Raw genomic sequence first — 24,795 nt, 5'->3', positions numbered from 1 at the left:
TCCGGTTGAACGCGTCGGTCGGTGCAGCCCACTCCGGCTTTGCGAGCGCAGCGAAGCAACCCAGGGCTGCGGTACCTCAGGGAACGTGGTGCCGGCTGGATTGCTTCGCTCCGCTCGCAAAGACGGCGGAACCGATCTGATCCACCGAAAACGGTATCACAACCGCGCCAGCAGCCGCTCCGCCAGCGGATTCTCGGCCGCGAAGGCATAATCCACCCGCCGCACCGTCACGGCCCGCGCCCCGGCCTCGACCAGGGCGCCGGCGAGGTCGAACACCGCGGCCTCCCTGCAGCGCAGCACGATCTCGCCCTCGGCCCCGCGCGGTGCGCCGTAGGGCAGTTCGGCCTCGTGCAGGCCCGCCAGGGTGGCGAGGTCGATCGTACCGCTCTGCGGCAGGGCGGCGCGCACCTCCCGGGTGGTGCGGGCGCGCTCCTCGGCGGCGATGCGGCCGAGCACGGTGCGGAGCGCGGCCCGCTGGCCCTCGCCCCAGGGGGCCTTCAGCGAGGCGACGAGGTTCGCCTCCGAGCGCAGGATGATGCCGTCGTCCAGCACCTTCAGGGCGTTGGCCGAGAGCGTCGCCCCCGTGGTGGTGATGTCGACCACGATCTCGGCCGAGCCCGCGGCCGGCGCCCCCTCGGTGGCGCCCAGGCTCTCGACGATCCGGTAATCGGCGACGCCCTTCTCGGCGAAGAACCGGCGGGTCAGGTTCACGTACTTGGTGGCGACCCGCAGGCGCCGGCCGTGGCGGGTCCGCATCCCGGCCGCCACCTCGTCGAGGTCGGACATGTCGCGCACGTCGATCCAGGCCTGGGGCACGGCCACCACCACGGTGGCGTTGCCGAAGCCGAGCGGCGTCAGCAGCTCGACCTGGCCGCGCACGTCCGGCAGGGTCTCGCGGATCAGGTCCTCGCCGGTGACGCCGAGATGGGCAGCGCCCGAGGCGAGCTGCGCGGCGATCTCGGAGGCCGAGAGGTAGCGCACCTCGACGTCGGGCACGCCGAGCAGCTTGCCCCGGTAGTCGCGGGCGCCCGCGCCTTGAGCGAGCTTCAGCCCGGCCCGGCCGAAGAACGCGCTGGCATTCTCCTGCAGGCGGCCCTTGGACGGGACGGCGAGGATCAGGGCGCCCTCGGAAGAACTCATCGGCCGGCTCCCGCCACGCGCGCGATCCAGAAGGTGCAGCCCACCGCGGGCAGCGGCACCGGGCTGCCGAGATGGCCGAGCAGGCCGTCGTAGCGGCCGCCGCCGACCAGGGTCGGACCCTCGCCCGAGGCATCCCGCTCGGTCACCTCGAAGATGAAGCCGGTGTAGTAGTCGAGGTTGCGGGCGAAGCCGCCCTGGAAGCGGAACCGCTCGATCGGCAGGCCGCGGGCCGCGATGAAGCCGATGCGCTCCTCGAACAGGTCGAGGGCGGCCGCCAGGGCGTCGTGGCGGATGTTCGCGTCGGCGACCAGCGCCCGCAGGTCGCGGGCAGCGGCGTCCGGATGGCCGCCGATCGCCCGGTAGCGGTCGAGGAGCGCGCGGTTCTCGGCGTTGAGCCCGGCCCCGCCATGGGCCTGCGCGGAGGCCTTGGCGAGGAAGCGCTCGGCGATCTCGCCGGCGCTGCGGCCGCCCACCGCCGAGATCCCGGCGATTGCCAGCACGTCCTCCACGAAGGCGCGCACGCCCCGTGGGTCCTGGCCCTGGATCGCCGCCAGCAGGCCCGCATGGGGATCCTCGGGACGCGAGCCCTCGGCGCCGTTGGTCACGGCGTCGAGCGAGCGCCCGGCCGCCAGCGCCCGGAGCGTCCGCCGCTTGGCCGCGGGCGGGACCGCGAGCCCGTCGAGGAGCGCCACGGTCAGGCCCATGTCGCCGAGCCGCACCGCCGGGTCGGTCCGGCCGAACAGCGCGAGCCCCTCCAGGGCGAGGCCCAGCACCTCGGCGTCGGCCGCCGGCGTATCGGTCCGCCCGATTGATTCGATCCCGGCCTGGAAGAACTCGTCGGGCTCGTCGGCGGCCAGCCGGAAGACCGGGCCGCAATAGCTGTAATCGGCCGCCTGCCCGTCGGCCTCCGCCCGGTGCAGGCGGCAGACGGGAATGGTGAATTCGGGCCGCAGGCACAGTTCGGCCCCGCCCGTGTCCTGGGTGACGAAGATCCGACGGCGGATATCCTCGCCCGACAGCTCGAGGAACGGCTCCAGCGGCTGCAGCACCGGCGGCGTGACCGGCCGGTAGCCCGCCGCCGCCAGATGCGCGGAGAGACGCGCGCGCGCCGAATCCCCCGCCCCCGTCTCGCCCGGCTCCGGTCGTGTCATCGCAATCCACCTCGCGGGGCGATCCACCTCGCGGGCGCTCTGTAGCAACCGCGACCCGGCTTGGCGACAGGGCTCAGCGACAGGGCTCGGCGACAGGGCGCAGGGGAATGCGGCCGGCGGCTCGTCCCGAACAATATTCGCGCCGCTGCCTCGCCCCGCGCGCGGGAAGAAAGCGATGTGCTCATCGACCGCGCCGTGGTGTGGGATGCCGGTGGGAGCCGCCGGCCAGCTTCAATCGGGCCCGTCGCTGAAGATCAGGATTCCGATTTGAAATCCAACGCTGCAGGATCCGTCCGTCAAGGGCGCCCTGATCTGAAATTTCGTAATTCATATATCTCGAAAATGAATATCGAGCGATACTTCATGTCGAAATAAGGAGCAAAAATACGAGCGGTTGCGCCCGCCCTCCCGCTTGATCCATGATCCCGCGGCTCACGCATCCGGCGAAGACAGGGGCAAAGACCGTGATATCTCGGCGGGTTCTTGGAGCCTTCGGCCGCCTGCGCCATGCCGGGCTCGGCGCCGGGCTGACCCTCCTCCTCGGCGCACCGGCCTCCACCGGGGCCGAGCTCAAGCTGGACCGGGTGGTGCTGGTCACGCGCCACGGGGTGCCCGCGCCGACCGCCTCGCCGGCCGCGCTGGACAAGGTGACAGGTCGGCCCTGGCCGGCCTTCCCGGCGGAGCCGGGCGAGCTCACACGGCACGGCGCCGAGGCGCTGTCCCGGATGGGGGCCTATCTGCGGACCGTCTATGCCCGGGCAGAGCTGCTCCCGGAGACCGGCTGCCCGGCGGTGAGCGCCGTCCAGGTCTGGGCGGACGGATCGGCGAGTCGCACCCTGCGCAGCGGCCAGATCCTGGCCGACGCTCTCGCGCCGGATTGCGGCCTCGTGGCGCGTCACGGACCGGCGGGCGCACTCGACCCGGTCTTCGACAGCGGGCGGGTCTGCCCCCTCGATCCGGCCGAGGCCCTGGCGGCGATCCAGCGCCGGACGGCGGGCGGGACCGCCGTGACCGACAAGCCTGCCGACAAGGCCGTCGCGGCGCTGAAAGGGATCCTCGGACCGGAGGCCTGCGCGGCGATCCCGGCCGCCTGCCTCGACGGCCCGAGCACCCTGGTCGCCGACCCCGCCAAGCCGAGGATCGCCGGCCCGCTGGCGCTCGCCGCCCCGGTGTCGGAGAACCTGCTCCTCGCCTACGCCGAAGGCCTGCCGGCCGATCAAGTGGCCTGGGGCCAGGGGCTCCCCCGGGACCCTGGCGGTCCTCGCCGCCGCCCATCGCCGCGCGGCCGACCTCCTGTACCGGACGCCCGAGCTCGCCGTCTTCCGCGCGGCGACGCTGCTGCGGATGCTCGCGGACCTGCTGGCGGGCGAGGCGCCCCGGGGCCTCGGCGTCCCGCCGATCGGGACGCGCGCGCGCCTCCTCGTCCTGGCCGGCCACGACACCACCCTGTCGAACCTGGCCGGCGCCCTCGGCCTGGGCTGGCAGCTCCCGGGACAGCCGGACCCCACGGCCCCCGGAGCCACCCTCGCCTTCGAGGTCTGGCGCACCCCGGAGACGGGCGCACGGACGGTCAGGATCCGCATCTACGCCCAGACCCTCGACCAGCTGCGCTCTGCCCGGGTCCTCGGCCCCCTCGATCCGCCGGTCTCGCTGCCCCTGGCGATCGGGATCTGCCAGGCGCGGGACGGGGCCTGCGGTCTGGAGACCTTCGCGACCAATGTCCGCGCCGCGCTCCCGCCCGCCTGCGTCCGGTAACGCCTGCCCTCAGAGCGGGCGGAGGCTGCCGAGCCGCGCCCCCCGGGGCCGCCGCGCCGGCTTCCGCCGGGTCAGGGCCGCGAGCGCGGGGGCGCCCGCGACGCCGGCGCTGAGGATCGGGGCGCTCCCGGTGCCGGGCGTGGCGGCCGCGACGGCACTCGGCAGCCGGCCGGGGAGCGGACGGGCCGCGGAGGCCGGTGCCGCGCCGGCGAGGACCAGCCCGGCCGGCAGAAACAGGATCTTGAACAGGAACTCGGCACGCATCCCCGGGTCTCCCGGCCGACGGCGTCGCGGCCCAGACCCGGAACCAACGCCGCTGCAGCCGCGGCGTTTCAATCCGCGGCGGATGAGAAGTGCCGGGCCAGCACGGCGCGGACCTGCGCCACCAGATCGGCCTCGGGGCAGGAGAACTGGGCCGGTCGCGCCGCCTTCCACTCGGCGTTGCTGGCGATGGACTCGGCCGCCCGGGCACCCTCGATCAGGTCCTTGATCTGGACTTCGCCGGCCAGCCGCTCGTTCGAGCCCTGGATCACCGCCACGGGGGCGCGGCGGCGGTCGGCATACTTCATCTGCGCCTTCATGCCCGCAGACCCGAGGTAGAGCTCGGCCCGGATGCCGTCCGCCCGCAGCAGCGCGACGAGGCGCTGGTAATCGGCCATGTTCTCCCGGTCGAGGACCAGCACCACCACGGGCCCCGGCGCCTCGGCTCCGGCGAGCAGCGGGCTGTTCACCAGCTGGAGCGCCGAGAACAGCCGCGAGACGCCGATCGAGAAGCCGGTGGCCGGCACCGGCTCGGCCCGGAACCGCCCGACGAGCCCGTCGTAGCGCCCGCCGCCCGCCACCGAGCCGAAGCGCACGGTCTGGCCGTCCTCGTTGGTGACGGGGAACGTCAGCTCGGCCTCGTAGACCGGGCCGGTGTAGTATTCGAGCCCGCGCACCACGCTCGGATCGGCCCGGATCACGTCGTGGCCGTACCCGGCGGCGGCGCAGAGGCGCATGATCGCGTGCAGCTCGGCGATGCCCGCCCGCCCGGTCTCGGAATCGCCCACCGCGTCGTGCCAGCCGGCGAAGAACCTTTCCCAGAACGCCACCTTGTCGGCCCCGTCCGCGGCGTCCGCCTGGAACGACACGTAGGCGAGGATCCGGCCGATCGCCGTCGCGTCGAGCCCGGCGCCCTTGGTGAAGTCGCCGCTCTCGTCCTTGCGGCCGGCGCCGAGGAGGTCGCGTACCCCGTCGACGCCCAGCCGGTCGAGCTTGTCGATGGCCCGCAGGACCGTCAGGCGCTGGCCGGCCTTGTCGGGGCCGGCGAGCCCGATCGCCTCCATGACGCCGTCGAGCACCTTGCGGTTGTTGACCTTGACCACGTACTGCCCGCCGAGCCCGAGGCGGTTCAGGGTGTCGGCCATCAGCATGCAGGTCTCGGCATCCGCCGCGACGCTGCCGGCGCCCACGATGTCGGCGTCGAACTGCATGAACTGGCGGAAGCGGCCCGGCCCCGGCTTCTCGTTGCGGAAGACGTAGCCGGCCCGGTAGCTCCGATACGGCTTCGGCAGCGCGTCGAAATTCTCGGCCACGAACCGGGCCAGCGGCGCCGTGAGGTCGTAGCGGAGCGACAGCCACGCCTCGTCGTCGTCCTGGAACGAGAACACGCCGGCGTTCGGCCGGTCGAGGTCGGGCAGGAACTTGCCCAGAGCCTCGGTGTACTCGACGAAGGGCGTCTCCAGGGCCTCGAAGCCGTAGAGCTCGAAGCTCCGCCGAATCGTCTCCAGCATCCGGCCCTGCGCGGCGATCTCGCCGGCGCGCCGATCGACGAAGCCGCGCGGCAGGCGGGGCTTCAGGGTCTCGGCCTTCTCGGCCTTCGGAGTTTCAGCTTTGGACATGGGTGCATTCGCTTCTCGCGGACCCGAGTCCTGGGTCCCACATCGAATCGTCGATCGTCTCCGGCGCACGGAGATCCTGCGGCCGGGCTCTAGAGCATGCCGGGCGAAAGGGGAATTCGGTTCGGCGGCGCTCTTTGCAGGCACTCTCGGCACCCGACCAGCCGGCGCAAGACGGCGCCGCCCTCCTTGCGGGCGGAGCGAGGCAATCCAGGCGGCGCGACGCTGACCGGGGTCACCCTGCCCGGGGTCACGTCGCTGCGCTCGTGATGACGGGCGGGGCGCATCAACCGAAGCGTTGAAGCGGGGACAGGACGTGTGTGGTTCGCCCCGGAACAAGAACTCAGTACGGCGCGGTCAGCTTGAGCCACATCAGGGCCGCGAGGCTCACCACGGCGATCGGCATCTGCAGGGGACGCAGGCGGGCATGGGCGAGGGGCACCTCGCCGGCGCGCGCCGCGATCGGGTCGAGGATCCCGATGAGGGCGTAGCCGAGGATCAGCATGGCGAGCGCCGGGACCGCCTTGCCCAACACGGCGGTGAACAGGCTGGCGAGCCCGAGGGCGTACAGGACCAGCATCGTGACGATCTGCGAGATCTGCGGGCCGCCCTCGGTCCGGAAGCTGACGCCCCGGTGCACGCCCGCCAGGAACAGCAGGATGGACGCGGCGTAGAGAAGGGTGAACAGGGCCACCAGGTAATCGAGGGGCTGCCCGTTCATCCACCACGCCGCCGCGGCTCCGACGGCGATCGGCACCATGGGACCGAAGCCGAAGACGATGTCGAGCCAGGGGATCCGGCGCGGCTCGTGCGCGGTGAGGGTGCGTCCGGTGGCGTCGTCGCGCATGGCGTTCAGGTGGTTCTCGGGTGGAAAGGTCTCGGGTGGATCTCTGTTGCGCTGCGGCGCCGGCACGATGAACGGCCCCGCGCGGGCACGGTTCCGAATCGGCGCCCGCACCGCGCCGGCGCATCGGCGCGGCCGGTCCCGAGTCAGCCGATCCTGAGGGATCAATCTTGCCGGGCGCTTGTGACCCCGCGTGCCCCCCGGCCTGCCCCCTCGGCCTACCCCCTTGAGTGCGGTGAGGAAACGCGTTATTTCTCCCTTGCCCTCATCACAAGGTCTGCGCCGCAGCGCGCCCGTGAGCCGCGAGGGTCCTGCCAAAACGGTTTTGCCAACCTGATCTCCGGGCCCCTCGCCGCAGCGCGGCCCGCCCTTCGGCGCCCGTCCCCCGGGTGCCTGGCATAGAACCGGCCCTCCCACCTTCTCCGTCGGTTGCAAGACACCCCATGACGCCAAACCCCGACGCCCTCGCCGACCTCGAAACCGCGGAGCCGGCCGACGCGACCGCCGAGCGGCCCGCCATGCCCGCCGCCCTCGAAGGCGTCCGCGAGGTCAAGCTCCAGGACCTCAAGTCCAAGACGCCCACCGACCTCACGGCCTTCGCCGAGGAGGTCGAGGTCGAGAACGCCTCGACCATGCGCAAGCAGGAGCTGATGTTCGCGATCCTGAAGCAGCTCGCTGCCAAGGAGGTCGAGATCATCGGCTCGGGCACCGTCGAGGTGCTGCAGGACGGCTTCGGCTTCCTGCGCTCCTCCGACTCGAACTATCTGCCGGGTCCCGACGACATCTACATCTCGCCGACCCAGATCCGCCGCTTCGGCCTGCGTACCGGCGACACCGTCGAGGGCCCGATCCGCGGCCCCAAGGACGGCGAGCGCTACTTCGCCCTTCTGAAGGTCAACACGATCAACTTCGAGAACCCGGAGAAGATCAAGCACAAGGTCCACTTCGACAACCTGACGCCGCTCTTCCCGACGAAGCGCTTCAAGCTCGAGCTGGACAACCCGACCAAGAAGGATTTCTCGCCGCGGATCATCGACATCGTGGCGCCGATCGGAAAGGGCCAGCGCGCCCTGATCGTGGCGCCGCCGCGCACGGGTAAGACCGTGCTGATGCAGAACATCGCGCAGTCGATCACCCTGAACCACCCGGAGTGCTACCTGATCGTGCTGCTCATCGACGAGCGGCCCGAGGAGGTCACCGACATGCAGCGCTCGGTGAAGGGCGAGGTCATCGCCTCCACCTTCGACGAGCCGGCCACCCGCCACGTGCAGGTCGCCGAGATGGTGATCGAGAAGGCCAAGCGCCTCGTGGAGCACGGGCGCGACGTGGTGATCCTGCTCGACTCGATCACGCGGCTGGGTCGCGCCTACAACACCGTGGTGCCGTCCTCCGGCAAGGTGCTCACCGGCGGCGTCGACGCCAACGCCCTGCAGCGGCCCAAGCGCTTCTTCGGCGCGGCCCGCAACATCGAGGAGGGCGGCTCGCTCTCGATCATCGCCACGGCGCTGATCGACACCGGCTCGCGCATGGACGAGGTGATCTTCGAGGAGTTCAAGGGCACCGGCAATTCCGAGATCATCCTGGACCGCAAGGTCTCCGACAAGCGTATCTTCCCGGCGATCGACATCACCCGCTCGGGCACCCGCAAGGAGGAGCTGCTGGTCCCGCCGGACTCGCTCAAGAAGACCTACGTGCTGCGCCGCATCCTCAACCCGATGGGCGTGACCGACGCGATCGAGTTCCTGCTCGACAAGCTGCGCCAGACCAAGAGCAACAGCGACTTCTTCGACTCGATGAACACCTGAGGCGGTACCGCGCGTCCTCCTCCCCCCTCGGCGGGGGAGGAGGGAAGCGGAACGGGATTCATCCACTCCCTGTCCCGCCGCGGCACGGAACGGCCAGACGACGCGGTTCGCCCGTTGACCTTCCCCTAACCGGCCCCTGCCTAAGGTCATCCCCGGGCGCCAGGTTGCGTATCGGCCCCGCGACAGCCCCGCCGGCCGGCCCATCCCGGCGGCGGGGCTCGTCGCAGCCCCGTCATGGGCGCGGTCGCCGACTTGCACCCGTCCGCGGATCCGTGACACTGGCGCGATGCCCCGCACGCCCTGGACCGGTCCGGACCCGCTCCTCCTCGCCTCCACGAGCCCGACCCGGCGCCTCCTGCTGGAGAGCGCCGCCCTGCCGGTCGAGACCGCCGCGCCCGAGGTGGACGAGCGCGCCCTGGAGGCGGAGAGCGCCGGCCTCTCCCCGCCGGACCTCGCCCTGACGCTGGCCCGCGCCAAGGCCCGGTCGGTGGCGGCGCGGTTCCCGGGACGGTTGGTCATCGGCGCCGATCAGGTGCTCGACCGCGACGGCGCGGTGTTCCACAAGCCCGCCGACGCCGCCTCGGCCCGGGCGCAGCTCGCCCGGCTCGCCGGCCGGACCCACGCCCTGCATGCCGCTGTGGCGCTCGCCGGTGCGGTGGAGGATGCCTTCGTGGAGACCGCCCGGCTGACCCTGCGCCCCCTCGATGACCGGGCCATCGCGGCCTATGTGGACTGCGCCGGCGAAGACCGCGTGCGGTCGAGCGTCGGCGGCTACCAGCTCGAAGGGCCGGGGATCCACCTGTTCGAGTCGGTCGCGGGCGATCACAGCACCGTGCTGGGCCTGCCGCTGCTGCCGCTCCTCGCACGGCTGCGCGCCGCCGGCTACCTGGCCTTCTGAGGGAGCACCGACTTGGCCGGACACGATCATGCGCACGGCGGCCATGCCCATGGTGAACACGTCCATGGTGAACACGTCCATGGCGAACACGCCCATGGCGGCCCTTCGCACGGCAGCCACGCCCATGGCGGCCTCGGCGGCCACGCCCACGCGCCGAAGAATTTCGGGCCGGCCTTCGCGATCGGGATCACCCTCAACACGGTCTTCGTGGTGGTCGAGGCGATCTACGGCTACCTCAGCAACTCGATGTCCCTTGTGGCCGATGCCGGCCACAACCTGTCGGACGTGCTCGGCCTCGCGGCGGCCTGGATCGCCGCCATCCTGGTCCGCCGCCGCGCGACCGCGCGCTTCACTTACGGCTACCGGGGCTCCTCGATCCTGGCCGCCCTGTTCAACGCCGTGTTCCTGCTGATCGCCATGGGGGCGGTGATGTGGGAGGCGCTGGTCCGGCTGGTCCACCCGGAGCCCGTGGCGGGCACGACCGTGATGGTGGTGGCCGGCATCGGCATCCTGGTGAACGGCGTCACCGCGTGGCTCTTCGCCAGCGGCGCCAAGGGCGACATCAACATCCGCGGCGCCTTCCTGCACATGGCGGCCGACGCCGCCATCTCGGCCGGGGTCGTTGTGGCGGGCCTCGTGATCCAGCTCACCGGCCTCGTCTGGCTCGACCCGGCGGTCAGCCTCGGGGTCGCGGGTCTCGTGGTCTGGGCGACCTGGGGTCTCCTGCGCGACAGCGTGGCCATGTCCCTCGACGCGGTGCCGCCGGAGATCTCCCCCGCGGCGGTGACCGGCTTCCTGCGCGAACGCCCCGGCGTCGCCGACCTCCACGACCTGCACATCTGGCCCATGAGCACCACCAGCGTCGCCCTGACGGTCCATCTCGTGATGGAAGACGGCCATCAGGCCCATCGCGCGCCCGGCAACGGTTTCCTCAACGAGACCGCCGAGGGCCTGCGCGCCCGCTTCGGCATCGGCCACGCGACCCTGCAGATCGAGGAGGCGGGCGGCCCGGCCTGCCGGCTCGCGCGGGATTGCGCGGCATGAGCGGTCCGCATCCCCGCGCCTTCGTGGTCGGCCACCCGATCGCCCACTCGCGCTCGCCGCTGATCCACGGCCACTGGCTCGCCGCCCACGGGATCCCGGGTTCCTACGAGCGCCTGGACGTGGCGCCCGCGGCCTTTCCGGACTTCGTCCGCGGCCTGGCCGCGTCCGGCTACCGGGGCGGCAACGTCACCCTCCCCCACAAGGAGGCGGCCTTCGCGCTGGCGGACGGGCTGACGCCGCGGGCGGAAAAGATCGGCGCGGTCAACACCCTGGTGGTCGGGCCGGACGGACGGATCCGGGGCGACAACACCGACGCGCCGGGCTTCTGCGCGCATCTCGACCAGAGCCTCGGTGCCGACTGGCCGGCGCGGGCGGGCGGCACCGCGGTCGTGCTCGGGGCCGGCGGGGCGGCGCGCGCCATCGTGGTCGGCCTCGCCGAGCGCGGGGCGGCGCGCATCCTCGTCGCCAACCGTACCCCGGCACGGGCCCAGGCGGTCGCGGCCCTCGCGCCGGGCATCGCCGATGCCATCGCCTGGGACGACCTCCCGGCCGCCCTGAGCGAGGCCGGTCTCCTCGTCAACACCACGTCGCTCGGCATGAAGGGGCAGCCGCCCCTGGCGCTCGACCTCGCCCCGATGCCCGCCGGGGCCGCGGTGGCCGACATCGTCTACGCGCCCCTGGAGACGGATCTCCTCGCCGCCGCCCGGCGCCGGGGCCTCGCGGCGGTGGACGGGCTCGGCATGCTGCTGCACCAGGCGGTGCCGGGCTTCGAGGCCTGGTTCGGCCTGCGCCCCGCCGTCACGCCGGACCTGCGGGACCGGATCGTGGCGGATCTCGGCGGATGAGACCCAGGGCCGGATCCGGACCCCTCGTCCTCGGGCTGACCGGCTCGATCGGGATGGGCAAGTCGGCCACCGCGGCGATGTTTTCGAGGCTCGGCGTCCCGGTCCACGACGCGGACGCCGCCGTGCACGCCCTCTACGGGCCCGGCGGCGCGGCGGGGGCGGCCATCGCGGAAACCTTCCCGGGCGTGCTCGACGCGGACGGCGGCGTCGACCGGACGCGCCTGCGCGCCGCGGTGCTCGGCGCCCCCGAGCGGATGGCGGCCCTCGAGGGAATCGTCCACCCGCTGGTCCGGGCGGCCAGCACGGATTTCCTCGCGCGCCACGCGGGGGCGGCCCTCGTCGTCCTCGACATCCCGCTCCTGTACGAGACCGGCGGCGAGGCGCGCTGCGACGCGGTCGCGGTGGTGAGCGCCCCGGCCGAGATCCAGCGCGCCCGGGTGCTCGCCCGCCCCGGCATGACCGAGGCGGCCTTCGCGGCCATCCTGGCCAAGCAGATGCCCGATGCCGAGAAGCGCGCCCGGGCGGATTTCGTGATCGACACGAGCCGGGGGTTCCCCGCCGCCGAGGCCGAGGTGGCGCGGATCGTGGCTCAACTGACGGAGGGCCGTGCGCCGCGACCCGATGGGGAGGCCTGAGGGGCCGATCGCGTGCTCGGCCCGGGACAGGGGGTTTCGATGGCGGAACGGCTGCTGGGCAAAGTGGCGCTCGTGACCGGCGCAGGCCGCGGGATCGGTGAGGCTGTGGCCCGGGCCTTCGCCGTCGAGGGCGCGTTCGTGTGGGTCACCGATCGCGACGGCACGGCGGGCCGAGCGGTTGCCGAAGCGATTGGTCGCGATCAAGCCCACTTCGCGCAGCTCGATGTCCGCAACGAGGCGGCCTGGGAGGCCGTGATGGCCGACCTCCTCGCCCGGCATGGCCGCCTGGACGGGCTCGTCAACAATGCCGGCATCACGGGATTCGAGGACGGGCCTGCCGCGCACGATCCGGAGAACGCGACGCTCGCCGATTGGCGGGCCGTGCACGCGACCAATCTCGACGGCGTCTTCCTCGGCTGCAAACACGCGATCCGGGCGATGCGGCACAGGGGCTCGGGCGCCATCGTCAACATCTCGTCGCGCTCCGGCCTCGTCGGCATTCCCATGGCCGCAGCCTACGCCTCCTCCAAGGCGGCGGTCCGGAACCACACCAAGTCGGTGGCACTCTACTGTGCCGCGCAGGGCCTGAATGTGCGCTGCAATTCGATCCATCCGGCCGCGGTACTGACGCCGATGTGGGAGCCGATGCTGGGAGACGGGCCCGGACGCGCGGACCGGATGGCAGCCCTCGTCGCCGACACGCCGCTGCGGCGCTTCGGGACCCCGGAAGAGGTCGCGGCGGTTTGTGTCCTGCTCGCCTCGGACGAGGCCGCCTACATGACCGGTTCGGAGATCAGCATCGACGGCGGATTGCTCGCCGGCACCGCGGCAAGTCCCGGAGACTGAGCAGATGCCGTTCGAGCCACGGAGCGTTTCCGAGAGGGCGTCATCCCATGTCTCACGCCGGACTGTTCGCCTGTGTTGCTCGCATCCTGGCCGTGATGGCCCTGCTCGGAGCCGCGCCGGCGCAGGCGCAGTACGCCACCAGCTGCCCGCCGCCCAGGAAGCTCGCGGCCGGCGCCTGCGTGGCGGCCTGCCCGGCCGGCTACGAGGACCAGGGCCGCGTCTGCGTGTATCGCAACACCTCCCGGTGAGGCGCGCACGGGCGCTTAACCGCGCCGGTCTATGCGGATAGCTTCCGCCCCTCATCTGGGAACCGCGAGACCCATGCTGCGCGAGATCGTCCTCGACACCGAGACCACCGGCACGGAGGCCAGGGGCGGCGACCGGCTGATCGAGATCGGCGCGGTGGAACTCCTCAACCACATCCCCACGGGGCGGACCTTCCACCGCTACTGCAACCCGCAGCGCGCGGTCTCGGAGGGCGCCTTCAAGGTTCACGGCCTCTCCGACGCCTTCCTCTCCGACAAGCCGGCCTTCGCGGAGATCGTGGGCGAGCTGCTGGCCTTCCTGGCCGACGGGCGCCTCGTCATCCACAACGCCCCCTTCGATGTGGGCTTCCTCAACATGGAATACGCGCGGCTCGGCGCCGACGCCCCGCCGCCGATCCAGCTGGAGGACGTGGTCGACACCCTGCCGATGGCCCGGCGCAAGCATCCCGGAGCAGCCAACAACCTCGACGCCCTCTGCGCCCGCTACGGCATCGACAACACGAAGCGCACCAAGCACGGGGCGCTCCTCGACGCGCAGATCCTCGCCGAGGTCTACGTGGAGCTGCTCGGCGGCAAGCAGACCAGCCTCGGCCTCATGGAGGCGGCGGTCGCCGCCCCGGTCCCCGGATCCGTCCTCGATGCGGCGGCTCCCGCGGCGCCCCGGCCCTACCGGAGCCGCCTGACCGAGGCGGAGCGGGCCCGGCACGACGGCTTCCGGGCGAGCCTCGGTCCCGCCGCGATCTGGGCCGACTATATCGGCGCGGAGGATCCCGCCTGACCTGATGCGCCCCGGTCGTGCCGGCCGGTCCGCCGGCCTGCCCCGTGCCGGGCGGCTGTTGCCGCAGCGCACATCGGCGTTTATTGCAATGCACAATAAGCCGTCGGCCCACCGTCTCGACCTGGGGGGTTGAGGGCGATTCGTGCGGCGGCACAGGCGTTCCGGTCCCGACCGCGACAGGATTGCTGAGGCAACGAGGCGTGCACGCATGACCGAGGATATCGGTGGCCGCGACGGGGACCACGGTGCGGATCGCGGCGCCAAGGCAGGCGCATCGCCGTTCGCCGACATGATCGAGGCCACCCGGCTCACCGGCCTCGGCCGGCTGGAGGAGGCGACCGCCCTGATCCAGCGCAGCCTCGGGGGCCAGAGGCCTCCGCCCGCGCCGCCCGAGGGTCCGGTGCGTCGCGAGGAGACCCGCCCCGCGGCGGAGCCGGGGACGCGGGTGCGCGAGGTGGTCGGCCAGGTCGTGGGCGACGTCGTGCGCGGCCTCGCGCCGGTTCTCAAGGGCCTCGGCAACCCGCTGCGCCAGCCCGCCTCGCCCCCCGAGCGGAAGCGTCCGGCGGGGGGCAGCTTCGTGACCCTGAGCCACACAGAGACCGCCGGCACCCGCGAGTACAAGCTGTTCATCCCGAGCCATCCGGACAGGCGCGCGCCGCTGGTCGTGATGCTGCATGGCTGCACGCAGAATCCGGACGATTTCGCCGCCGGCACCGGCATGAACGCGCTGGCCGAGCGGGCGGGCGTGTACGTCGCCTACCCGGCTCAGAGCCGTCAGGCCCACGCCCAGCGCTGCTGGAACTGGTACGATCCCCGCGACCAGGTCCGCGGATCGGGCGAGCCGGCGATCGTCGCGGGTCTCACCCGAGCGCTCCTGGCGGAGCACCCGATCGACCCGGCCCGGGTCTACATCGCCGGGTTGTCGGCCGGGGGCGCGGCCGCTCTCAACATCGCCCGCGCCTATCCGGATCTCTACGCGGCGGTCGGCGTCCATTCGGGCCTCGCCGCCGGCTGCGCCCGCGACCTCGGCTCGGCGCTGATGGCCATGCAGGTCGGCGCCCCGGGCCTCGGCAGCCCGACGCCCTTCGGGGCGCCCCCCGCGGCGACGCGCGTGCCCACCATCATCTTCCATGGCGAGGATGACGGCACGGTGAGCGTGCGCAACGCCGATCAGGTTCTGGCGCAGGCCAATGTCGCGGGCCTGACCGCCCGGTCCGAGACCATCGAGGGCCGCGGCCATCCCTTCACTCGCACCCGCTACCGGGACCCGGCGGGCCGCGTGGTCGTCGAGGATTGGCGCGTGCGCGGCGCCGGCCACGCCTGGTCGGGCGGCCGCCCCGAGGGCAGCTACACCGACTGCGAGGGCCCCGACGCCTCCCGCGCCATGCTCGACTTCTTCGCCGAGCACCGGCTGGGCCCGCAACGCCGGTAACGGGTGTCCATAGGGCGCGCCCTTTGGCGGGTCGCCAGGGCGGAGCCCTGGCCTCGAGGAACTCGCCCGCTTGCAGGGCGCCGCCCTGCACCCGCAAAAGGTCCCGGACCTTTTGAAACCAGGACGTCCACGGACCATCATGACCGCCATCCCGACCCTGAATGGCCTCGCCGCGATCGCCGACCGATACGACCTGATCCTCTGCGACGTGTGGGGCGTGCTGCACGACGGCCAGAAGGCGCACGGGCCCGCCGGCGAGGCGCTGATCCGCTTCCGCGGCCTTGCCGGAGACCGGCCGCGCCGGGTCGTCCTCGTCTCGAACGCCCCGCGGCCCGGCGACGGGGTGGGGCGCATCCTCGACCGGTTCGGGGTGCCGCGAGAGGCCTACGACGCGATCCTCACCTCGGGCGACCTCACCCGCGACCTGATCGCCCAGCGCCCGGGCGCGCGGATCCGCCATATCGGGCCGGAGCGCGACCTCGGCATCTTCCAGGATCTCGACCTCAGCCTCGTCCCGGAGGCGCAGGCCGACCTCGTGGTCTGCACGGGGCTGTTCGACGACCGCAGCGAGACCGCGGAGGATTACCGCGACGAGCTAGGGCGCCTCGCCGCCCGCGGGCTGACGATGATCTGCGCCAATCCCGACCTCGTGGTCGAGAGCGGCAACCGGCTGATCCCCTGCGCGGGCCTGCTGGCGGCGGCCTACGCGGAGATCGGCGGCACGGCCGTCTATGCCGGCAAGCCGCATCGTCCGGTCTACGAGGCGGCGCTCGCCAGGGGGGCGGACCTGATCGGCGCCCCGGTGGATCCGGCCCGGGTCCTGGCGATCGGCGACGCGATCCGCACCGACATCGCCGGTGCCCGGGGCTTCGGCATCGCGAGCCTCCTGGTGGCACGGGGCATCCACGCGGAGGAACTCGGCGTCACGGCCGAGCACCACCGGCTCGGCGACGTGGCGGAGTGGCTCGGCCGGCAGGCGGTGCATCCGGACGCGGTGATCGAGCGGCTGGTCTGGTAGGGCCGCGCCGGTCTACGGCGGCGGGCCGGCGTGCTACGTCAGGCCATGACCGAGCCTGTATCCGCCGCCGCCCATGCCCGGACCGTCCTGGCCGCGCACGAGCATCGCCGCCGGATCCCGCCCCTGACCGGCTGGGATCCCGGCCTCGATCTGCCGGCCGCCTATCGGGTGGCCGCGGAAGTCCGGCGGCTGCGTGAGACGCGCGGCGAGCGGCCGGTCGGCCGCAAGATCGGGTTCACCAACACGACGATCTGGGCGCGGTACGGCGTCGATGCCCCGATCTGGGGCCACATCTACGACACGACCCTGCGCGACCGGGACGCGCTGGCGGAGCCGGTGGCGCTCGCCGCCTTCGTGGAACCGCGGATCGAGCCCGAGATCGTGTTCGGCCTCGCCCACGCGCCGGAGCCGGGCATGGACGCCGCGGCCCTGATCGCGTGCCTCGACTGGGCGGCCTGCGGCTTCGAGATCGTGCAGTCGCTCTATCCCGGATGGCGCTTCGCCGCCCCCGACACCGTGGCGGCCTTCGGGCTGCACGGGCTGCTGGTGGTCGGCGAGCGGGTCCCGATCGTCCCGGCGGATCGGCCGGCCTGGATCGGGGCGCTCGAAGCCTTCACCGTCGACCTCCTGCGGGACGGCGCCGTGGCGGAGCGTGGCGGTGGCCGGAACGTGCTCGGGACAGGCCCTCTCACGGCCCTCGGCCACCTCGTCGATGTGCTGGCTAACGATCTGGCGTCGCCGCCGCTGGCGGCCGGCGAGGTCGTCACCACCGGCACCCTGACCGACGCCCTGCCGGTAGAATCCGGGCAGGTGTGGAGCGCGCGGCTGGCGGGCCTGCCGCTGCCGGGCCTGGATCTTGCCCTGATCTGATGTGGCGCTGCGGCCGGATCCCCCGTGTCGGATAGGCGCGAGAAATCAGGTGTTGGTGATGGTTAGCCGACATGGCACATGCTGAGACATGCCCGGACGCCTGCGGAGACGCTACACGACTTTCCTCGTCTCCGTCACGACGGGGCGACCCGGCAAGGCGCAGGGTTCCACCGTCTACGCGGTGATGAAACCCGGAGCCGAGGAGGCGCTGGAGGCGATCCGGGCCCTCGCCGGTCGGGAGGCCGCCGTGGCCGTCGTGGGCAGCCTGTCCACCCGGATCGCCAAGGCCCTCAAGCTGAAGCCCGACGAGCCGCGCGTCGTGTGATCCGGACGCCGCTTCAGTCCACCGCGAGCCGGTAGCCCACGCCCCGCACGGTCTGCAGGAAGACCGGGTTGGCGGGATCGACCTCGGTCTTGCGGCGCAGGCGGTTGATCTGGACGTCGACGGTGCGCTCCGCCGCCGCGCCACCGCTGCCCGCGAGCTGCTCGCGCTCGACATTGGCGCCGCCCGCCATCGCCAGGATCGTCAGGATCTCGCGCTCGCGCTCGGTGATTCGGATCAGCTCGTCGTCGCGGCGCAATTCGCCCCGGTCGATCCGGAACGCGAACGGGCCGAAGGTCACGGCCTCGGCGCTCACCTCGCGGGGGCGGCCGTTGCGCTTGATGATGTTGTTGAGCCGGAGCGTCAGCTCCCGCGGCTCGAAGGGTTTCGGCAGGTAATCGTCTGCGCCGATCTCCAGTCCCATCACCCGGTCGTTGGTGTTGGAGCGGGCGGTGAGCATCAGGATCGGCACCCGCGAGGTCTCGCGCACGCTGCGGGCGTAGTCGAAGCCGTTCTCGCCCGGCATCATCACGTCGAGCACCATGGCGTCGAACACCACGCTCTGGGCCCGCGCCCGGGCCTCCGCGGCGCTCGCCGCCGCGGTGACGCGAAAACCCTGGTCGGTGAGGTAGCGGGCGAGCAGCTCGCGCAGGCGGCGGTCGTCGTCGACCACCAAAACGTGCGGGGCCTCGTCGGGCAGTTCGGCCCGGACCGGGATCGTCACGCGCCGCTCCCGCGCCGCGCCATCAGGCGCTGGACAGCCGGGCGATCCTCCGGCTCGATCATGGCCATCAGGAAATCCTCCGGCGAGCCCCGCGCATCCGGGGCGGCCAGCGCCCGGGCGAGGCGGCGGGCCTGGACGCGGGTGAGGTCGGCCGCCAGGCCGGCGCCGGCAACCGTACAGTACAGCAGGCGCTGGCGCCGGTCGCTGGAGCCGGGCTTCTGCGCCACGTAGCCCTGGCCGATCAGGTCCTTGAGGACCCGGTTCAGGCTCTGCTTGGTGATGCGCAGGATGTCGAGGAGTTCCGCGATGGTCAGGCCCGGGTAGCGGTCGACGAAGTGCAGCACCCGGTGGTGCGCCCGGCCGAAGCCGTAGGCGGCCAGGATCCGGTCCGGATCGCCCACGAAGTCGCGGTAGGCGAAGAACAGGAGCTCGATCAGGTCGTCGCTGCCGAGGGCGGCCTGCGCGGCGACCGGGACGGGCTTTGCCGCGAAGGACTCCTCGTGCGGGGCTGTCCGTCTCACGGCGCGGCCGCTCCCAACAGGTGATAGGTCAGGTTCCGTGACGTTTCTCAAGCACGGCCGGGCCCGTCAACCCTGGCGCCCGTCCGGCCGGGGCAGAACGCCTGCCATCCCGGGGTGGCGACCTCCAGGTCCGCCCGGATGGAGTTCCGCCCGGATGGGGAATGGGCCTGCAGGATCCCGGCTTGGCAACGGGCCTCCGCCTGACGGCGCGCCCGACCCATGTCCGACCCTTGTCCGGCCCATGTCCCGCGGCGCATCCCGGGATGGGGCGGAAGGATGGGGCAGCCGGTCCTGAAGCGGCCTCCGCCCGGGCGCAACCCGAGCGGGCACGGCACGACAGGCCACCGGCCGCGGGGGCGGCCTCCCGCCCTCTCAGGCGGCCAGCGCCAGTCCTTCCTCCTCCTCGGCCTGGGTCGCCATGAACTGCGCCCGGGCGAGGTCGGCGAAGCGGCCGTCCTGGGCCACCAGCTGGTCGAAGGTCCCGGCCTCGACGATCCGGCCCTCGTGGAACACCAGGATCCGGTCGGCGTCGCGGATCGTCGCGAGGCGGTGGGCGATCACGAAGGTGGTACGCCCCTCCATCACGGTCTCCAGCGCGCCCTGGAGCTTGCGCTCGGTGGCGGCGTCCAGCGCCGAGGTCGCCTCGTCGAGGATCAGGATCGGCGGGTTCTTCAGGAGCGCCCGGGCGATCGAGAGCCGCTGGCGCTCGCCGCCCGAGAGCGACCGGCCGCGCTCGCCGATCACCGTGTCGAGCCCGTCGGCCTGGCGCGCCATGAAGGCGCTGGCCTGGGCGCGCTCCAGGGCGTCGAGCATCTCCTCGTCCGTCGCGTCGGGGCAGCCGACCTGCAGGTTCTCGCGGATCGAGCGGGCGAACAGCATCGGCTCCTGGAACACCACGCCGATGTTGTGGCGCAGGGACGACAGGCCGACGTCGCGGATGTCCATCCCGTCGATGCGGATCGCGCCGGCGGACGGGTCGAAGCTGCGGTGCAGGAGGCCGAGCGTCGTCGACTTGCCCGAGCCGGTGGTGCCGACGAGCGCGATCGTCTCGCCGGGGCGCGCCGAGAACGAGACGCCGTCCAGCGCCTGGCGCCGTCCGTCATACGAGAAGGCGACGTCCTCGAAGGTGACCGCGCCCTCGAACCGGGCGACCTGCCGGGCGTGCGGCCGGTCGGCCACCGCCGGGACGGTGTCGTAGATCTCGAAGAACTCGGCGATCTTCGGGGCCTGCTGGAACAGGCCGTTGACGAAGCCGACCACGTGGTCGAGCCGGGCCACGAAGGCGGTGGCGAGGCTCATGAAGGCCACGACCTCGCCCACCGTGGTGGAGCCCGCCTGATAGAGCCAGATGCCGGTGACGAAGATCGCCGTCATGGTGATGGTCGCGGACGCCCGGGTCGCCACGTTGGCGAGCGCCCACCAGGACAGGACCGGGATCTGCGCGGCGAGCAGGTTGGTGATGATGCCGCGCATCGCCTCCTTCTCGGCCTTGGCGCGGGTGAAGGACTGGATCACCGCGACGTTGCCGAGCGCGTCCGAGGCATGGGCCGCGAGGCCGGAATTGAATTCCTCGACCTGCCCCTGGAGCGCCTCGGTCCGGCGCATCACGAAGGTGGTCAGCGCCGTGAAGGCGAGCACCAGCACCACCAGGATCGAGCCGAGCTGCCAGTTGATGAACAGGGTCATCGGCAGGAGCACGCCGAGCGAGACCAGGGCGACGAGGTGGTCGCGGAAGAAGCCGAGCCACAGCCACGCCATCCCGTTCGTGCCCTCCAGCATCGCCTTCAGGACGCGGCCGGAATGGTTGGCCGAGTGGAAGGCGAGCGGCAGGTCGAGGACGTGCTCGAAGTAGCTCGCCATCGACGACAGGCGGTTGCGGTGGGCGAGCCGGTCGGCGTGGAGGGCGATGAACACGCCCGCCGCGATGGTGAAGAAGCCGAACGCCACCCAGGCGGCGAGCAGGGGCAGCATCGTGCCCATGGCGTCGCCGCCGCGCTTGAGATGGGTCAGCTGGTCGATGATCCGGCCCATCAGCAGGGGCTCGGCGAAGGCCGCGATCGCCAGGATCACGTTGGTGACGGCCAGGCCTATGGCCAGCCGCCTTTCCGCCTTCAGGAATCCCAGGACCCGCCCGTACAGACGAACCATCGTACCGCTCCGCCACCCCTGGCGCGGCCCGTGTGACCCGGGTCTCACGCCTTATCTGAGGAGTTCCGCGCGGTCGGCATCGGCGCCGGATCCGGGTCAAACCCCTCTTGGAGAACGGCTATGCCAGCTTCCGCCTGAACGGGCGATGACGAGCCGATACAGGTTCGAAACAGTTTCCTTACGATCCGCTAAGCAAGATTTCCTGTTCGCGCGATCCCGGCCGGTACCGAGTTCCGGACGACCGGTTCGCCTCGGTCGCCGGCAAGGCCGGCACTGGGCGGATGTTCCCCGACGCCCCCTCCAGGCCGGCCAACCGCCGCGTGGTCGTGAGGGTCCTCGAGAGGGCCATCGAGGAGGCGCCGCCGATCCCAAACGGGACGGGACTGCCGGAGGGACCGAGGCGATGGGAGTCGCGGCTACTTGGCCGTCAGGAGCGCCCAGTAGACCTTGTACTTCGACCCCGGCGCGTAGGCGGTGGCGATCCCCATCTTGGTCGCCCGGGGCGCCAGCATGGTGGCGTCGTGCGGCGCGCTCTCGCGCCAGCCGGAGAACGCCTCCGCCAGGGTGTGATAGCCCGCCGAGAGGTTGGCGTTCACGTCCGCGTAGCCGAGCCGCTCCACCGCGGCCTTGACGGTCTGCGCCCGGCTCGGCCGGTCGGCGAGCGCCATGGCGGCCGCCTCGGCCTCCGCGAGCCGCTGCAATTCGGGATCGACCGCGAGCGGCGCTGCGCCGCGGTTGCGGCGATAGGACGAGATCATGTCGCGCGCCGCCTCGACGTCGATATGGGCGCTGTTGCTGGCGAGCGGCAGGTAGATGCTCGGCAAGGCGGAGGTCGTCGGCGCCTCGGTGTTGCAGGAGCCGAGGAGCGCCAGCACCGGGATGCAGGCCGCCCGCCTCAGGATCCGTCTCGTGTCTCGTGCGCCCACGTGTCTCTGGTCCCCGCTCGGCAGCCGGCACGGCCGCCCGAGGCATATAGGCGGCCCCGGGCCAAACCGCATCGGTCCCTCAGCCCCCCGCGCTCCGCAGGGCCCGGTCCCGCTGCGCCCGGGCCGGTTCCCCCGCCTCGGCCGCCTCGGCGGCCGGCGCCGGCAGCCCGAACCGGCTGGCGATCTCGCCCATGGCGCTCTGCATCGTGTCGAGGCCCTGGATGGTGACGATGCTGGAGCCGGGGCCGAGCGGCGGGATGAAGCCCGCCCCCGAGAGCGTCGCGAACACGGAGAAGTTCAGGTCGGTCAGGACCTTCTGGCCGAGGCTCACGTCCACGATCCAGACCAGCAGCTCGAACTCCAGGAACGGGTCGCCGATCTTCTTGAACACCACCCGCGGGGCCGGGTCCTTGAGCACGTCCGAATGCGCCTGCGCGCAGCCGACGATCATCTCGGCGGCCCGCACCGGATCCTGGTTGCGCAGGACGCTGACCGTGATGCTGACCCGCCCGGAGCGGTCGCCCCGCACCCGGTTCTTGACCACGCCGGAGATCAGGTTCGAGTTCGGCACGATCACGGCCGAGCGGTCGAAGGTCTGGATCTCCGTGGAGCGGACCGAGATCCGCTTCACGATGCCCTCGGAATCGCCGATCACCACCTGATCGCCGACCCGGATCGGGCGCTCCCAGAGGAGCAGCAGGCCCGACACGAAGTTGTTGACGATCGACTGGAGGCCGAAGCCGATACCGACCGACAGGGCGCCGGCCACGATGGTGAGTTTCTCCAGGCTCAGGCCCAGATACGAGAAGGCGAGCGCGAGCGCGATCAGGAAGCCGCAATAGCCCGCCACCGTGGTGATCGAGTTGCGCAGGCCCGCGTCGAGGTCGGTCGCCGGCAGGTAGGTGTTCTCCAGCCAGCGCTGCACGCCGCGGGTGATGAACACCCCGAGCACCAGGATGCCGACGCCCAGCGCGATGCTGGACAGCGAGATCGTCACGTCCCCGACCTTGAAGCCGAAGAAGGCCTGCCGGACCGACGAGAGGATGTCGGTGGAGTCGAGCCCCCAGGGCGCCAGCACCAGGACCGCCGCCGCCAGGAACAGGACGAGCCGGGCCGCGCCGGTCGCCAGGACCGAGATCTGGTTCAGCGACCGCTTGCGCAGGCCGGTATTGGCCTGGAGCGTGGTGGCGAGCCGCGTCTCGTCCGAGAGCGCCCGGCCGATGAAGATGTCGACGCTCTGGACCAGGAGGTAGAGCATCACCAGGACGCCCGCGTCCCAGATCAGCTGGTCGATCATGAAGGCCGCGAAGGCGACGTAGCCCACCAGCGCGCCGAGCCCGATCAGCGCCACCGCGGCCCAGCCCAGGAGCCGGGCCGGCCCGCCGATGCCCGTGGTGGTCTTGGTCGGCACGTAGGGGCCGAAGCAGGCCTCCTCCTCCTGCTCGGTGTCGGCGAAGCGGTGCAGGCCGATCGCCAGGATCAGCGCGGTCGCCACGGCGCCGATGCCCCGCGTGGCGATGGAGATCGGCAGGGCCGCCGAGATCCCGGAATTCAGGGCCTCCACGGATTTCACCACGGTGATCACCGTGGCGATGCCGACCGCGAGCCGGGTCAGGCGGACCGCCGCCGCGTCGCTCACGGGCGCGGGGCGCCAGGCCGGCTTCTCGGTGCTGAGCAGCCCGTCGCAGAGGGCCTCCACGAAGGCGATGAAGGCGAGGCCGCCGAGGATCGCGGCCGCCACCGGCAGGAGCCGGGAGGGCAGGAGGTTGGTGGCGTCCAGCGCGTAGTAGACCGCGTAGGACCCGGCCACCGCCGGGACCGTGCCGAGCAGGATCACCCGCCACGCGGCGAGCATCACGGCCCGGCGCGACGGGTCGGTCTTGCCGGCGTCGCGGCGGGCGCCGCGCGGGGCGATGTTGCGCCGGCCGAAATACAGCGCGACCGAGATCCCGAAGGCGAGCCCCAGGAGCAGCAGGTTGCCGAGGCTGCCGTTGCGGGAGAACAGCAGGCCGATGTCGGAGACCGCGCTCTGCAGGGCGCGCGTGTCCCGGGGGATGTCCCCCATCACCTTGGCCCAGAGGCCCGGTCCGACCAGCGGCTGGGAGCGCTGGAACAGGTCGCGGGTGAAGGATTCGCGGCGGCGGTTCGAGACCCGGTCGACGATCTGGTCGCCCTGCACCACCAGGGAGCGGGCCAGCCGCTGGGTCTCGTCGATCCGGGTCACGGCGGCCTCGCGCTCGAGGCGCTGCTCGGCGACGTCGGCGCTCTCCTGGGTGTCCTTCGGCTTCGGCCCGAGCTGGGCCAGCCGCTCGCGGGCGGCCTCCAGCGGCGCGTCGAGGCGGGTGACCAGGGTGCGGATCTCGTCCGTGACCGTGACGGCGCTGTCGCGGATGGCGGTGAGGTCGGCCACCGTCAGGTCGTTATGGCCGAGCTGCTTCTCGCGGGCATCGAGCTCGGCCTTGGCGGCGTCGATCTTGGCCCGGACCGCCTTGAACTGCTCGGGAAGTTCGGCCTGTGCCGGGCTGGGCTTCGCGACCGCCGGCTTGGTGTCCGAAGGCTTGGCCTCCGCCGGCTTGGCCTCCGCCGGCTTGGCCTCCGAAGGTTGCCCGGTCGGCTTGGCCTCCGCAGGCTTGGCCTCCGAAGGTTGCCCGGCCGGCGCGTGATTCTGGGTCTGCCCCTGAGGCTGCGTCTGGCTCTGAGCCTGGGCGAGGGCCGGCGCGACCGCGGGGGGGCCGAGCACGAGGGCTGTGAGAACCGGAAGGAGCAGCAACGGGCGCGGACAGATCCGCGCTGGCGTACGAGTCATGGGCAACCTCTCGTCGGGTGCGCCGGATGCGGGGTCACGGGGCCGGCATCGGCGAATCGGCGGGGATGGGGGACCGGGGCTGGCCGCTCAGTGGCCCAGCATGGCGGCCCAGCGCTCTGGGCGAGCTTTAGGGCGAAACGTTGC

General features: G+C 72.3%; 23 protein-coding genes and 1 pseudogene. 14 read left to right on the top strand and 10 right to left on the bottom strand.

The genetic code is table 11. The features are described from left to right. Positions 1–156: 156 nt before the first annotated feature. Positions 157–1,140: an ATP phosphoribosyltransferase gene (gene hisG, locus MMSR116_RS05345; RefSeq protein WP_010685229.1), complete on the bottom strand. Its 984-nt coding sequence runs from the start codon at positions 1,138–1,140 to the stop codon at positions 157–159. After that, positions 1,137–2,291 (bottom strand): ATP phosphoribosyltransferase regulatory subunit, encoded by a 1,155-nt coding sequence (locus tag MMSR116_RS05340; RefSeq protein WP_010685228.1) that lies wholly within the window; start codon positions 2,289–2,291, stop codon positions 1,137–1,139. The genes hisG and MMSR116_RS05340 overlap by 4 nt, the downstream gene beginning before the upstream one ends. A gap of 419 nt (positions 2,292–2,710) precedes the next feature. Between MMSR116_RS05340 and MMSR116_RS32470 the strand changes: the two are divergent. Together MMSR116_RS32470 and MMSR116_RS05335 are read left to right on the top strand one after the other, a co-directional pair. Then, positions 2,711–3,163, top strand: a pseudogene (locus MMSR116_RS32470) (histidine-type phosphatase); the annotation flags it as partial. 472 nt (positions 3,164–3,635) lie between these two features. Beyond that, positions 3,636–4,046 (top strand): histidine-type phosphatase, encoded by a 411-nt coding sequence (locus tag MMSR116_RS05335; RefSeq protein WP_158168518.1) that lies wholly within the window; start codon positions 3,636–3,638, stop codon positions 4,044–4,046. A gap of 9 nt (positions 4,047–4,055) precedes the next feature. On the opposite strand, the gene MMSR116_RS05330 is transcribed toward MMSR116_RS05335, so the two are convergent. The 3 genes from MMSR116_RS05330 to MMSR116_RS05320 all read right to left on the bottom strand — a co-directional run bounded on the left by MMSR116_RS05330 (position 4,056) and on the right by MMSR116_RS05320 (position 6,770). After that, a complete protein-coding gene (locus MMSR116_RS05330; RefSeq protein ID WP_010685226.1) occupies positions 4,056–4,310 on the bottom strand; it encodes a hypothetical protein in 255 nt (84 codons plus the stop codon). Positions 4,311–4,378: 68 nt separating this feature from the next. Next, positions 4,379–5,926, bottom strand: coding sequence for a histidine--tRNA ligase (gene hisS, locus MMSR116_RS05325; RefSeq protein WP_010685225.1), 1,548 nt, complete (start codon positions 5,924–5,926; stop codon positions 4,379–4,381). A gap of 340 nt (positions 5,927–6,266) precedes the next feature. After that, positions 6,267–6,770 (bottom strand): DUF3429 domain-containing protein, encoded by a 504-nt coding sequence (locus MMSR116_RS05320; RefSeq protein ID WP_010685224.1) that lies wholly within the window; start codon positions 6,768–6,770, stop codon positions 6,267–6,269. 440 nt (positions 6,771–7,210) lie between these two features. Between MMSR116_RS05320 and rho the strand changes: the two genes are divergently transcribed. The 12 genes from rho to MMSR116_RS05260 all read left to right on the top strand — a co-directional run bounded on the left by rho (position 7,211) and on the right by MMSR116_RS05260 (position 17,529). Further along, on the top strand, positions 7,211–8,572 hold the full coding sequence (rho, locus tag MMSR116_RS05315; RefSeq protein ID WP_010685223.1) for a transcription termination factor Rho: 1,362 nt from the start codon (positions 7,211–7,213) through the stop codon (positions 8,570–8,572). A gap of 286 nt (positions 8,573–8,858) precedes the next feature. After that, complete coding sequence (locus MMSR116_RS05310) at positions 8,859–9,470, top strand: Maf family protein (protein WP_010685222.1); 612 nt, start codon at positions 8,859–8,861, stop codon at positions 9,468–9,470. Between the two features lie 12 nt (positions 9,471–9,482). Then, positions 9,483–10,514 (top strand): cation diffusion facilitator family transporter, encoded by a 1,032-nt coding sequence (locus MMSR116_RS05305; RefSeq protein ID WP_010685221.1) that lies wholly within the window; start codon positions 9,483–9,485, stop codon positions 10,512–10,514. Continuing rightward, the gene (locus tag MMSR116_RS05300) at positions 10,511–11,359 is read left to right on the top strand and encodes a shikimate dehydrogenase (RefSeq protein WP_010685220.1); all 849 of its coding nucleotides are present in this window, start codon (positions 10,511–10,513) and stop codon (positions 11,357–11,359) included. The genes MMSR116_RS05305 and MMSR116_RS05300 overlap by 4 nt, the downstream gene beginning before the upstream one ends. Beyond that, positions 11,356–11,994, top strand: coding sequence for a dephospho-CoA kinase (coaE, locus tag MMSR116_RS05295; RefSeq protein ID WP_039893867.1), 639 nt, complete (start codon positions 11,356–11,358; stop codon positions 11,992–11,994). The genes MMSR116_RS05300 and coaE overlap by 4 nt, the downstream gene beginning before the upstream one ends. Positions 11,995–12,033: 39 nt before the next feature. Then, positions 12,034–12,840, top strand: coding sequence for a glucose 1-dehydrogenase (locus MMSR116_RS05290; protein WP_010685218.1), 807 nt, complete (start codon positions 12,034–12,036; stop codon positions 12,838–12,840). 47 nt (positions 12,841–12,887) lie between these two features. Then, positions 12,888–13,088: a hypothetical protein gene (locus MMSR116_RS05285; protein ID WP_010685217.1), complete on the top strand. Its 201-nt coding sequence runs from the start codon at positions 12,888–12,890 to the stop codon at positions 13,086–13,088. A 73-nt stretch (positions 13,089–13,161) separates the two neighbouring features. Further along, positions 13,162–13,884, top strand: a complete 723-nt coding sequence (dnaQ, locus tag MMSR116_RS05280) for a DNA polymerase III subunit epsilon (protein ID WP_010685216.1) — start codon at positions 13,162–13,164, stop codon at positions 13,882–13,884. Positions 13,885–14,092: 208 nt separating this feature from the next. Beyond that, entirely contained in the window at positions 14,093–15,316 is a 1,224-nt protein-coding gene (locus MMSR116_RS05275; protein ID WP_010685215.1) for an extracellular catalytic domain type 1 short-chain-length polyhydroxyalkanoate depolymerase, read from the top strand. A 139-nt stretch (positions 15,317–15,455) separates the two neighbouring features. Then, positions 15,456–16,334, top strand: coding sequence for a TIGR01459 family HAD-type hydrolase (locus tag MMSR116_RS05270; RefSeq protein WP_039893864.1), 879 nt, complete (start codon positions 15,456–15,458; stop codon positions 16,332–16,334). Between the two features lie 45 nt (positions 16,335–16,379). Further along, positions 16,380–17,204 (top strand): 2-keto-4-pentenoate hydratase, encoded by an 825-nt coding sequence (locus tag MMSR116_RS05265; protein ID WP_010685213.1) that lies wholly within the window; start codon positions 16,380–16,382, stop codon positions 17,202–17,204. A gap of 88 nt (positions 17,205–17,292) precedes the next feature. Beyond that, positions 17,293–17,529: a hypothetical protein gene (locus MMSR116_RS05260; protein WP_010685212.1), complete on the top strand. Its 237-nt coding sequence runs from the start codon at positions 17,293–17,295 to the stop codon at positions 17,527–17,529. A 13-nt stretch (positions 17,530–17,542) separates the two neighbouring features. Here the strand turns inward: MMSR116_RS05260 and MMSR116_RS05255 are convergent, their stop codons facing one another. The 5 genes from MMSR116_RS05255 to MMSR116_RS05235 form a co-directional block, all read right to left on the bottom strand. Further along, positions 17,543–18,250, bottom strand: coding sequence for a response regulator (locus MMSR116_RS05255; RefSeq protein WP_010685211.1), 708 nt, complete (start codon positions 18,248–18,250; stop codon positions 17,543–17,545). Beyond that, a complete protein-coding gene (locus MMSR116_RS05250) occupies positions 18,247–18,771 on the bottom strand; it encodes a MarR family winged helix-turn-helix transcriptional regulator (protein ID WP_010685210.1) in 525 nt (174 codons plus the stop codon). Before MMSR116_RS05250 ends, MMSR116_RS05255 begins: the two co-directional genes overlap by 4 nt. A gap of 372 nt (positions 18,772–19,143) precedes the next feature. Beyond that, complete coding sequence (locus MMSR116_RS05245) at positions 19,144–20,919, bottom strand: glucan ABC transporter ATP-binding protein/ permease (RefSeq protein ID WP_010685209.1); 1,776 nt, start codon at positions 20,917–20,919, stop codon at positions 19,144–19,146. Positions 20,920–21,335: 416 nt separating this feature from the next. Then, positions 21,336–21,800 (bottom strand): CAP domain-containing protein, encoded by a 465-nt coding sequence (locus tag MMSR116_RS05240; protein ID WP_085988044.1) that lies wholly within the window; start codon positions 21,798–21,800, stop codon positions 21,336–21,338. 124 nt (positions 21,801–21,924) lie between these two features. Then, complete coding sequence (locus tag MMSR116_RS05235) at positions 21,925–24,651, bottom strand: DUF3772 domain-containing protein (protein WP_010685207.1); 2,727 nt, start codon at positions 24,649–24,651, stop codon at positions 21,925–21,927. Positions 24,652–24,795 lie beyond the last annotated feature (144 nt).

The organism is Methylobacterium mesophilicum SR1.6/6 (assembly GCF_000364445.2).
Classification (GTDB): domain Bacteria; phylum Pseudomonadota; class Alphaproteobacteria; order Rhizobiales; family Beijerinckiaceae; genus Methylobacterium; species Methylobacterium mesophilicum_A.
The sequence above is the reverse complement of the archived record's forward strand: the minus strand, read 5'-3'. Positions and strand labels throughout refer to the sequence as shown.

What these genes read in the sequence shown, in the direction of transcription:
- hisG (WP_010685229.1), bottom strand. Translation starts at nt 1,140, where the DNA reads ATGAGTTCTTCCGAGGGCGCCCTGATCCTCGCCGTCCCGTCCAAGGGC.
- MMSR116_RS05340 (WP_010685228.1), bottom strand. Translation starts at nt 2,291, where the DNA reads ATGACACGACCGGAGCCGGGCGAGACGGGGGCGGGGGATTCGGCGCGC.
- MMSR116_RS05335 (WP_158168518.1), top strand. Translation starts at nt 3,636, where the DNA reads ATGCTCGCGGACCTGCTGGCGGGCGAGGCGCCCCGGGGCCTCGGCGTC.
- MMSR116_RS05330 (WP_010685226.1), bottom strand. Translation starts at nt 4,310, where the DNA reads ATGCGTGCCGAGTTCCTGTTCAAGATCCTGTTTCTGCCGGCCGGGCTG.
- hisS (WP_010685225.1), bottom strand. Translation starts at nt 5,926, where the DNA reads ATGTCCAAAGCTGAAACTCCGAAGGCCGAGAAGGCCGAGACCCTGAAG.
- MMSR116_RS05320 (WP_010685224.1), bottom strand. Translation starts at nt 6,770, where the DNA reads ATGCGCGACGACGCCACCGGACGCACCCTCACCGCGCACGAGCCGCGC.
- rho (WP_010685223.1), top strand. Translation starts at nt 7,211, where the DNA reads ATGACGCCAAACCCCGACGCCCTCGCCGACCTCGAAACCGCGGAGCCG.
- MMSR116_RS05310 (WP_010685222.1), top strand. Translation starts at nt 8,859, where the DNA reads ATGCCCCGCACGCCCTGGACCGGTCCGGACCCGCTCCTCCTCGCCTCC.
- MMSR116_RS05300 (WP_010685220.1), top strand. Translation starts at nt 10,511, where the DNA reads ATGAGCGGTCCGCATCCCCGCGCCTTCGTGGTCGGCCACCCGATCGCC.
- coaE (WP_039893867.1), top strand. Translation starts at nt 11,356, where the DNA reads ATGAGACCCAGGGCCGGATCCGGACCCCTCGTCCTCGGGCTGACCGGC.
- MMSR116_RS05290 (WP_010685218.1), top strand. Translation starts at nt 12,034, where the DNA reads ATGGCGGAACGGCTGCTGGGCAAAGTGGCGCTCGTGACCGGCGCAGGC.
- MMSR116_RS05285 (WP_010685217.1), top strand. Translation starts at nt 12,888, where the DNA reads ATGTCTCACGCCGGACTGTTCGCCTGTGTTGCTCGCATCCTGGCCGTG.
- dnaQ (WP_010685216.1), top strand. Translation starts at nt 13,162, where the DNA reads ATGCTGCGCGAGATCGTCCTCGACACCGAGACCACCGGCACGGAGGCC.
- MMSR116_RS05275 (WP_010685215.1), top strand. Translation starts at nt 14,093, where the DNA reads ATGACCGAGGATATCGGTGGCCGCGACGGGGACCACGGTGCGGATCGC.
- MMSR116_RS05270 (WP_039893864.1), top strand. Translation starts at nt 15,456, where the DNA reads ATGACCGCCATCCCGACCCTGAATGGCCTCGCCGCGATCGCCGACCGA.
- MMSR116_RS05265 (WP_010685213.1), top strand. Translation starts at nt 16,380, where the DNA reads ATGACCGAGCCTGTATCCGCCGCCGCCCATGCCCGGACCGTCCTGGCC.
- MMSR116_RS05260 (WP_010685212.1), top strand. Translation starts at nt 17,293, where the DNA reads ATGCCCGGACGCCTGCGGAGACGCTACACGACTTTCCTCGTCTCCGTC.
- MMSR116_RS05245 (WP_010685209.1), bottom strand. Translation starts at nt 20,919, where the DNA reads ATGGTTCGTCTGTACGGGCGGGTCCTGGGATTCCTGAAGGCGGAAAGG.
- MMSR116_RS05235 (WP_010685207.1), bottom strand. Translation starts at nt 24,651, where the DNA reads ATGACTCGTACGCCAGCGCGGATCTGTCCGCGCCCGTTGCTGCTCCTT.